The 8,937-nt window shown below is 43.4% G+C and carries 11 protein-coding genes; 7 read left to right on the top strand and 4 right to left on the bottom strand.

The window, feature by feature from the left end; genetic code table 11:
* A partial coding sequence (locus L4C33_RS16635) for an aldose epimerase family protein (protein WP_489686444.1) occupies positions 1-342 on the top strand: 342 nt, incomplete at its 5' end.
* 92 nt (positions 343-434) lie between these two features.
* Here L4C33_RS16635 and L4C33_RS16630 read toward each other — a convergent pair.
* Entirely contained in the window at positions 435-1,403 is a 969-nt protein-coding gene (locus L4C33_RS16630; protein ID WP_428813532.1) for a nucleoside hydrolase, read from the bottom strand.
* 204 nt (positions 1,404-1,607) lie between these two features.
* Here L4C33_RS16630 and rlmA point away from each other — a divergent pair, with 204 nt between their 5' ends.
* The 4 genes from rlmA to L4C33_RS16610 all read left to right on the top strand — a co-directional run bounded on the left by rlmA (position 1,608) and on the right by L4C33_RS16610 (position 6,065).
* Positions 1,608-2,414: a 23S rRNA (guanine(745)-N(1))-methyltransferase gene (rlmA, locus tag L4C33_RS16625; protein WP_428813531.1), complete on the top strand. Its 807-nt coding sequence runs from the start codon at positions 1,608-1,610 to the stop codon at positions 2,412-2,414.
* 112 nt (positions 2,415-2,526) lie between these two features.
* Entirely contained in the window at positions 2,527-3,465 is a 939-nt protein-coding gene (locus L4C33_RS16620; RefSeq protein ID WP_428813530.1) for a ChaN family lipoprotein, read from the top strand.
* Between the two features lie 233 nt (positions 3,466-3,698).
* Positions 3,699-4,055, top strand: coding sequence for a hypothetical protein (locus tag L4C33_RS16615; protein WP_428813529.1), 357 nt, complete (start codon positions 3,699-3,701; stop codon positions 4,053-4,055).
* Positions 4,056-4,178: 123 nt separating this feature from the next.
* The gene (locus L4C33_RS16610) at positions 4,179-6,065 is read left to right on the top strand and encodes a BCCT family transporter (protein ID WP_428813528.1); all 1,887 of its coding nucleotides are present in this window, start codon (positions 4,179-4,181) and stop codon (positions 6,063-6,065) included.
* A gap of 86 nt (positions 6,066-6,151) precedes the next feature.
* Here the strand turns inward: L4C33_RS16610 and L4C33_RS16605 are convergent, their stop codons facing one another.
* Positions 6,152-6,592, bottom strand: coding sequence for a YcgN family cysteine cluster protein (locus L4C33_RS16605; protein ID WP_428813527.1), 441 nt, complete (start codon positions 6,590-6,592; stop codon positions 6,152-6,154).
* A gap of 145 nt (positions 6,593-6,737) precedes the next feature.
* Between L4C33_RS16605 and L4C33_RS16600 the strand changes: the two genes are divergently transcribed.
* The gene (locus L4C33_RS16600) at positions 6,738-6,989 is read left to right on the top strand and encodes a YkgJ family cysteine cluster protein (protein ID WP_428813526.1); all 252 of its coding nucleotides are present in this window, start codon (positions 6,738-6,740) and stop codon (positions 6,987-6,989) included.
* A gap of 157 nt (positions 6,990-7,146) precedes the next feature.
* Entirely contained in the window at positions 7,147-7,833 is a 687-nt protein-coding gene (locus L4C33_RS16595) for a porin family protein (protein ID WP_428813525.1), read from the top strand.
* Positions 7,834-7,946: 113 nt separating this feature from the next.
* Here L4C33_RS16595 and recR read toward each other — a convergent pair whose 3' ends face one another.
* Together recR and L4C33_RS16585 are read right to left on the bottom strand one after the other, a co-directional pair.
* The gene (recR, locus tag L4C33_RS16590) at positions 7,947-8,546 is read right to left on the bottom strand and encodes a recombination mediator RecR (protein ID WP_428813524.1); all 600 of its coding nucleotides are present in this window, start codon (positions 8,544-8,546) and stop codon (positions 7,947-7,949) included.
* A gap of 35 nt (positions 8,547-8,581) precedes the next feature.
* Entirely contained in the window at positions 8,582-8,911 is a 330-nt protein-coding gene (locus L4C33_RS16585; RefSeq protein ID WP_050647394.1) for a YbaB/EbfC family nucleoid-associated protein, read from the bottom strand.
* Positions 8,912-8,937: the final 26 nt, after the last annotated feature.

Here is an 8,937-nt window from a genome sequence, read left to right as displayed (position 1 = left end):
GAGTACATCGATAGCCTACAAGGTGGCAAGATCTGCCAAGGCGGTTCTGAGCTTGTGCTAACCGACACCATTGACCGTGTTTACACTCAACCAGAAGTTCAAATCTTGGTTGCGGACAAAAAACTTGAACGCACTCTAACGATTGAAAACCACGGCCATAACTCTGCAGTATTGTGGAACCCGTGGGCTGAAGGCGCTGCTGGAATGGGCGACATGCAAGACGACGGTTACCTAACCATGCTGTGTGTTGAATCTACACTCCACGCACCAAGTCTAGAAGCAGGCAAGACGTTACAGCCAGGCGAGAGCCACCAGCTGATTACCGTTATTTCTGCTCAGTAATCAGTTCGCTACAGTAAGGCACCTTAAAGGCCGGTTCATCCGGCCTTTTTTATACCTGCCTTTTACAACACTCACATCGCTATCAATTACATTTACTGCTGTGAATAACGAACTAACGTATCTCTATAGAGTGACAGTAACGCACTATCGTTCACTTTAACCCCGACTTTCTGTGCAGAAAACGGACTCCACTCGTCATGCATATATTTACGCTTATCGCTTTTCTGAATAGTCATCCCTTCAGCTGGACCATCTGTGACGACCCTAACCGCACCACTACGACATTCAAACAGGGATGGCTGGATGACATAAGCAATAGCTGAAGGGTCATGAACGTGACACCCCTCCATTCCAACCTTTTCAGAATAGAACTTTAAGTAATAACGGCTTACATCCCATATGAACTGCCCAACCTCTCCTGCCTGATCTCGCAAGTCATCAAGGTATTCACGGGTAAAGAAGCTCTCCTCCGTAACATCTAAACCGATAATCACCACAGGCCATGAGGCAGTAAAGACTTTATCCGCAGCATGAGGGTCATCATGAATATTCGCTTCAGCAAATGGCGTTACATTACCTCTGTGGTCATTTTCACCGAAAGCCCCCCCCATAATGACGACTTCTTTTACTAAGTTCACGATGTCAGGAGCCGCTTCCAGAGCGAGCGCAAAGTTAGTCAGAGGGCCAACCGCCACAAGAGTGATCTCCCCCGGCTCTGCTCGAACGCTGTCGATAATGAATTGATAAGCTGGCTTTTCAATCGCTGTAACATCGAGTGAGCTTGGTGCTTTCACATCACCAAAACCAGCCTCGCCATGCACCACAACCGTGGCTCCAACGGGATCTCTTATTAACGGCTTATCCGTTCCCTTAGCCACAAGCGCCTTCATTCTAAACTTCTGTTTCAGATAAAGAGCATTTTGAGTACCATTGTCTATCGTCGCATTACCATAAACTGTGGTGATGCCCATCAGCTCAATATCCGGATGCGCTTCTGCAAATAGGATGGCCATCGCATCATCGATGCCCGGATCTGTGTCTAAGATGATTTTCTTTGTCATATCAGCTTCTAATTAAACGGGAAGAATGAGTAGACGATACCTAGAAAAAACGCAGATAAACGTGAGCTGAACCTAAGCTATGATTTTTATTGTAATAAGCCATAATCACGCTACGCTAAGAGCGGATATTCCGGTCTTTTTATTTAGCCTGACGCAGACCTTTTTGGTAGAATCTGCGCCCAACTATATGCCTCTGAGATCGTCATGACTTACCAATGCCCTTTATGTCACCAACCTTTATCTCAAAACGATCGTACGTTTAAGTGTGGGAAGAACCATCAGTTCGACCTAGCTAAAGAAGGCTATGTCAATTTGATGCCTGCGCACCACAAACGTTCAAAAGATCCTGGTGACAACAAAGAAATGATGCAGGCACGTCGCCGCTTCCTTGAAGGCAACCATTATGATCCAATGCGCCAAGCGGTCGTCAGTTTATGCTCAAGCTACCTGCCAGACACTGATCCTAGCCTGTTGGATATTGGCTGTGGTGAAGGCTATTACACCAACGAAATCGCGTTGAACCTTCAAGAAAACAATTGCGCTATTTTTGGCCTAGACATTTCTAAAATTGCTATCAAATACGCAGCTAAGCGCTACCCTGCGGTCAACTTCTCTGTTGCATCGAGCCATCGCCTACCCTTTGCTGAAAACAGCTTAGACGGCGTTCTACGTATTTATGCACCATGTAAGGCTGAAGAATTACAACGCACCATCAAAGACAATGGCGTAGTTATAACACCTGCCAGTCGACACCTGTACCAACTGCGTGATGCTATTTATGATGGGGTTCGCTTGCACGACGAAGCACCAGAAGCAATCGAAGGTTTTACGCTAGAGCATCAAGAGCAACTGAACTACATCATGGAACTGTCTGGCTCAGATGCATTTGACCTGCTTCAGATGACGCCGTTTGCTTGGAAAGCGACTGAAGAGTTTAAACAACAACTCACGCAAACTAAGCTGTTCAACTGTGAAGCTGACTTTATGCTACGAGTGTACAGAAAGGCCTAAACACAACAATCGTTCATAAACATATCAAATATCGATTGTTATTAATTCTCATTTGCATTGAAAGTCCTAAATGCCTCCTATACTATTCGTGTTCATTATTGGAGGCATATTCATGCAAAAGCTATTCTTTCTTGGTCTTATTTCCTTACTTAGTGCCTGTTCAAACCATACAAGTACCAACGCAGTTGCTGTACCCATATCCACATTTTATGACTATCAGCTTTATTCACCGCTAGGTCAGCCTCTGTCTCTGCAAAATTTACCTCAATCTATTCTCGACGCAGATGTGATCCTTATTGGCGAGTGGCATACACACTCAGGTATTCATCGCTTTCAAACCGACCTTTTAAGCTCATTAATTTCAAACGACAAGCCTGTAGCGTTATCCATGGAACAATTTACCCGTGATAACCAGCACACGCTTAATGAGTACCTACAAGATGCTATTGGCGAGCAATTTTTGATGAAAGAAGCTGCTGCATGGCCAAATTATGAAAGCGATTACCGCCCTTTAATCGAACTCGCAAAAGCCAGTAAAATTGATGTGATTGCCGCCAATGCACCTAAACCTATTGTTCGATGTATTGGCAGGCAAGGATTGAGCTACTTAGATAAGCTCGATTCTGAAGAACGTCAATGGCTTGCATCTGAAATAAACACTGGTAATAGCCCGTATAAAGAAAAGTTTATGGCTTCGATGCACCACGGTTCGCCAGACCAAACAATAAAACAGTATTCAGCTCAAGTAACTTGGGACGAAACGATGGCAGAGTCTATTACTCGCTATAAAGAACAACATCCAGATACTCAGGTCCTTCACATTGCAGGGAAGTTCCACACAGAGGAAAGTAAAGGCACTGCAAGCTCTATTTTAAACCGTTCACCAGAACTAAAAATTGTTGTGATCACTCCTACTGAAAATATTGTTGAAGATAGCCCAGACTTTCAACTTAATGTCCTAGCCCCACCCGCTCGCTACGTTAAACAAGAGAATCGTATGCAGGCATACCACTCACYCAGTAAGAGAAATAACGATTTAGTATGCAAATAGTGATTTGAAGTGACCTTAGATGTCCAGTTACTCAATACTAAATGGCATTAAGTAACGGCTGATAACCTGATGTGGGCCTAAAAAAGCATAGGTCGATTTATATTCATAATCGCTCTCTAAACATAGGCACAAGAATTGCTAAGTATAAAACTCAGACAAAAAGATGATATTTTACACAAGTTTTTTACAAGGCTGCCGATACCTTTAGTTGAAGGGATGTTAAGGAGAGCATTATGACACCAGTAGGAACGAGCGGAACACAGCTCTATTCTGCACAGCAGGTCAAACCTCAGGCGCAAACTACACCGAATACTAGCAACGCTGCACCTCTAAAAATGGAGCAGAATCAAGTGACTCTTTCTGACGAAGGCAAAGCACTTCTAGCTGCACTTCAAGAAATAGAAAAGGACACAAAGAAAGCAGAAGGTTCTAAGGAAACGGTTGGTGATAAGGTTGAATCTTTTGCACATGGTGCTTTGGGTATCGACCACCCTGATAAAATTGAAGATGAAGAAGATGGTTCATACTCGGCGGGGCAATATCTTTCCGCTGCGGCAACTGTCGGCGGTATACTGCTCGCATTGATCTAGAATAGCTGCTCAGTTTTCATATCAACCCCTCACAAATATTTGTCGTTAAGACAAAAGACTCGGTTTGTCTGCAATTCCTTCCACATTCCATAATGGCGCTTAATTCATTATGGAAACATGTTCGTGAACAAATCATTCTCACTTATTGATAAACCCACATTTTTCGGTGCTATCGCACTACTCATCACGATTACTATTCCTCTAATTATGTTCCCAGTTCAAGGAGCTGAATGGATAGCAATCGCAAAATCTTTTATGACTGACCAACTCGGATTTTTATACTTAGCTCTTGGCCTCGCAGCCTTTGCTTTTATGATCTACGTCGTTTTCAGTGATATGGGGCAAATAAAACTGGGTGAAGCAGATGAAGAGCCGGAGTTTAAAACTGCGTCCTGGGCTGCGATGCTTTTTTGTGGCGGTATCGGTGCAAGCATATTGTACTGGGGCTGTATTGAGTGGGCTTATTACTACCAATCCCCTCCTTTTCAACTAGAGCCAGGCAGTGAAGAAGCTGTTCGATGGGCCGCCACATACGGTTTGTTTCACTGGGGACCAATCGCCTGGTCTATTTACCTGATCCCCGCGCTACCTATTGCCTACTTTTTCTATGTACGTAAACAGCCTGTATTGAAGGTATCTAGTGCTTTAATGCCTGTTCTGGGCGAGGCTCGCAGTAAAGGTGCAGCCGGTAAAGTCGTTGATGTACTTTTCATCTTCGGTCTACTTGGAGGAGCTGCTACGACTCTTGGCCTAGCAGCACCGCTCATTGGTGAAGGCCTTTATTTCTTATTCGGAATACCTCAAACCACCCTTAGCCAAATTGCCGTGTTATTAGTTTGTACCGCAATCTTTGCTTATTCTTCTTATGCAGGCATGGAAAAAGGTATCAAGATACTCAGCAACATTAATTTCTGGGGGGCTATGGGGTTATTGGCTTTCGTTCTAATCGCTGGCCCAACTATTTTCATGTTAGAAACCGGGCTCGACTCTATCGGCCGCCTACTCTCTAACTTTTTTGTTATGGCAACCTGGGCAGAACCTTTTGGCGGTTACGGTACCTTTGAAAATACCCACTTCCCTCAAGATTGGACGATCTTCTACTGGGCTTGGTGGTTAGTATTCGCACCAAGTATGGGCCTCTTTGTTGCTCGTATTTCTCGCGGAAGAACCATTAAACAAATGGTGTCAGGATCCATATTTTTTGGTTCTCTTGGCTGTTTCTTATWTTTTATGATCTTAGGGAACTACGGCCTCTCGCTGCAGCTATCCGGTGAGCTCGACGTGGTGGCTATTCTGAATGAAGAAGGAGCTACCAAAGCAATATTCTCTATGCTTGCTCAACTGCCAATGAGTACGCTAGTCATCGCTGTATTTACATTACTGTGCATTATATTTACCGCGACAACATTTGACTCGATTTCATACATATTAGCTTCTGTTGTTCAAAATAATGTAACTGAAGAACCTATGCGTTGGAACCGTATGTTCTGGGCATTTACTTTATCACTGCTACCAACGGTACTGATGTTCCTCGGCGGGTTAAGCACACTTCAAACAGCCGCGATTGTAGGGGGTCTACCTTTGCTCGCAATTTCTGTAATGTTGATGGTTTCGGCCGTACGTGCAACAAGCCTAGATTTACGTCACCAAGAAGATTATGTCGAACCAACAATAAACATCGAAGAACTACCAGATATGGATCCATGGTCTTCCGAAGGGATGGCTTTAGCGAAATTTGAGAAAGTACGAGACCTCGCTCAAGAAGCAGCAGAAAATGAACGTAACGCTTTTCAGCAACTCATGGCGGTTAAGAAAAAAATTCGTTCATATGCTTTGGAGCAAGAAGAAATGGTCGAAGACCATGAATTACCGGATGATCTAAAACAGGAATTGGAAGCGGCACAGAATGCATTAAATTCTGCGCAAGACAATAAGCTTGAGCTATCTGATCAAACTCAGCAAGCTCGAAATGAGTTCAACCAAGTGGTAGCAGTGCTGCCTTCGGTTTAACCTTAGCCATAACAGGCAATAAAAATACACTCTTACTAAGCAAAAGGCTCACATCTGTGAGCCTTTTTTTATCTAATAAATAAGTATTAAGAACGGTTTGGATGGTTGATGATGTGGTCTTCCCAGTCTACAACGTTGATTTCATAAACCACTTTATTACGTACACTTTCACCAGCGGCATGCATGGCTGATTTAGAACCCGTGATCAACGGGTGCCATTCTGGTATCGGCTGATTTTCTGATAATAAACGATATGCGCAAGTATCTGGCAGCCAATGGAATTCATCAATCTTGTCACGAGTTAGCTTTAAGCACTCTTCACCTGAAGTAAAACGATTCGCGTAATCCTTACATGAACAGGTTTTATTATTTAACCAACTACAAGCTACATTGGTGTAATACACTTCATCACTGTCTTCATCCATAAGCTTATGTAAACAACACTTACCACATCCGTCACAAAGTGATTCCCACTCTTGTTCCGTCATTTGATCGAGTGCTTTTTCTTGCCAAAATGGATTGCTCATAGGATTACGTCTTAGTCTTTTACTGGGGTGCGTGTTATACCGTTAGCCCATACAAAGTTCAAGAATAAAAATTGTTCATTGATACTGTTAGGTTCGTGATTTTTTGCTACTATCGCGCCCCTTTGTTAATAAATGAGTCAATGTGATGGATTGTCGTCTAGGTTGTGGAGCTTGCTGTATTGCTCCAAGTATTAGTAGTAGCTTCCCTTTACACCCGCAAGGGAAGAAAGCGGGCGAACGCTGTAAACAACTGAATAATGACAATCTTTGTAAGTTATTTGGCAAACCAGAGCGCCCTGATGTTTGTCACAATTTTAAAGCAGCAGATTGGGTATGTGGCACCACATCAACGCAGGCTATTAACATCCTCACAGACTTAGAGACTTGCACCCAATAATACTAAGAAATAAAAATCATCCCCCCCAAATAGATTGACGCATATAAGTAAACTTCGATAACTGTTGGTTATGACTGTTATTCAATCTGTTAATTAGAGTCTTATTAAGAACAACGCCATAATCCGCGCACTTCTCCCAACTTGTGTGAATTAAACAATGAAAAAGACTCTACTGACACTAGCCGTGTCTGCCTTATCTATTCCTTCAGTTATGGCTAACGAAGCCACTTCTTCTCCAGAAATAATACCTGAAACCTCTTCGCCAGAATTCTTTATTGGTGGTGGCCTTGGCTATCATGGTATGAAAGGCGAGCTAGACGATAGTCAGCTAGGAAAACACACTGAAAACGCTAATGGTGGCGCGTTCCACATCCGAGCGGGCTTATACGTTACTGAAAATCACCGTGTGACAGCGACGATAAACCACATGGGCGACTCGCACCTTTATAGAGATCGATTATATGAAGGAACTCCAGGGGTCGATGCAAAGATAGACCTTGCACAAACGGAGTACCTTATTTCTTATGACTATATTCACCCAATCAACTCACAGGTTTCTGTGTTTGGTGGTGCAACTGCCGGTTTAGTTAACAATAAAGTTAATTCGTCGTATCGTGATACTAGCGACGAATACACGGCATCTCATAAAGGCAGCGAAACTGATTTCACCATGGGATTACAAGTGGGCGCACAATATAAAATCATTGAAAATGTATCTGTCGATCTTCAATATCGCCATATGTTTGAGTCTTATTCAGAAACATTTAGTGAGGGTGACTACACCACCAAGCTATCTATCCCGTACAGTAATGAAGTAACCATTTCTGTCGATTACCGTTTCTAATAACGGCAAGAAGGCATAGATAAAATGATAAGTATAGGGAGAGTACTTATCGTTATACTTTAAGTCAGATGCAAAAAAGCCGCTCAGTGAGCGGCTTTTTTGCATCTAACTGACTACAACTTCTGTCGGCCTAGCAAAGAATGGGACAGGGTTGTTCCATCCACTAACTCCAACTCTCCACCAACAGGCACACCATGGGCAATACGACTGGCATTAACCTCATGAGCATGACACAACTCGGCAATGTAGTGTGCTGTCGCTTCCCCTTCAACAGTTGGGTTAGTCGCCAGAATCACCTCAGTGATATCACCTCTACGCAAACGGTAGTCCAAAGTATCTAAACCAATATCACTTGGTCCAATACCATCTAATGGAGATAAATGCCCCATCAGTACAAAATAACGACCTGAATACTGACCAGTAGCTTCTACCGCGGCAATATCTGCTGGGCTTTCTACTACACAAATTTGGCCGTTTTCCTGACGCTTTGGATTAGTGCAAATATGACAAGTGTCTTCTTCTGTAAAAGTACGACACTCATTACAGTGGCCAATTTCAGTCATGGCCTGACTCAGTGCTTCTGCTAATTGCAGACCACCTTTTCTATCGCGCTGTAACAAATGAAAGGCCATACGCTGCGCCGACTTGGGGCCAACCCCAGGTAGACAACGTAAGGCCTCCATCATATGCTCCAGCATGTGACTGGTACGCATTAATAAATCGCTCTAATTGTTAAATTTATTGCGATTTAGAATGGCATTTTCATACCTGGTGGTAATTGCATACCGCCAGTTACTGATGCCATTTTTTCTTTTTGAGTCTCTTCTACACGACGCGCAGCATCATTGAAAGCAGCAGCGATAAGATCTTCAAGCATCTCTTTATCGTCTTCCATTAGGCTTTCATCAATATCAACACGACGAACACTGTGGCTACCAGTAATCGTTACTTTTACAAGGCCAGCACCTGACTCACCTGTAATTTCCATATTCGCGATTTCTTCTTGAAGCTTTTGCATGCGCTCTTGCATTTGCTGGGCTTGCTTCATCATGTTGCCCATACCGCCTTTACCAAACATATCAGTCTCTCTGGTCTAATTGGTTA

Source organism: Vibrio makurazakiensis, assembly GCF_050337375.1.
Lineage (GTDB): Bacteria > Pseudomonadota > Gammaproteobacteria > Enterobacterales > Vibrionaceae > Vibrio > Vibrio makurazakiensis.
The sequence above is the reverse complement of the archived record's forward strand: the minus strand, read 5'-3'. Positions and strand labels throughout refer to the sequence as shown.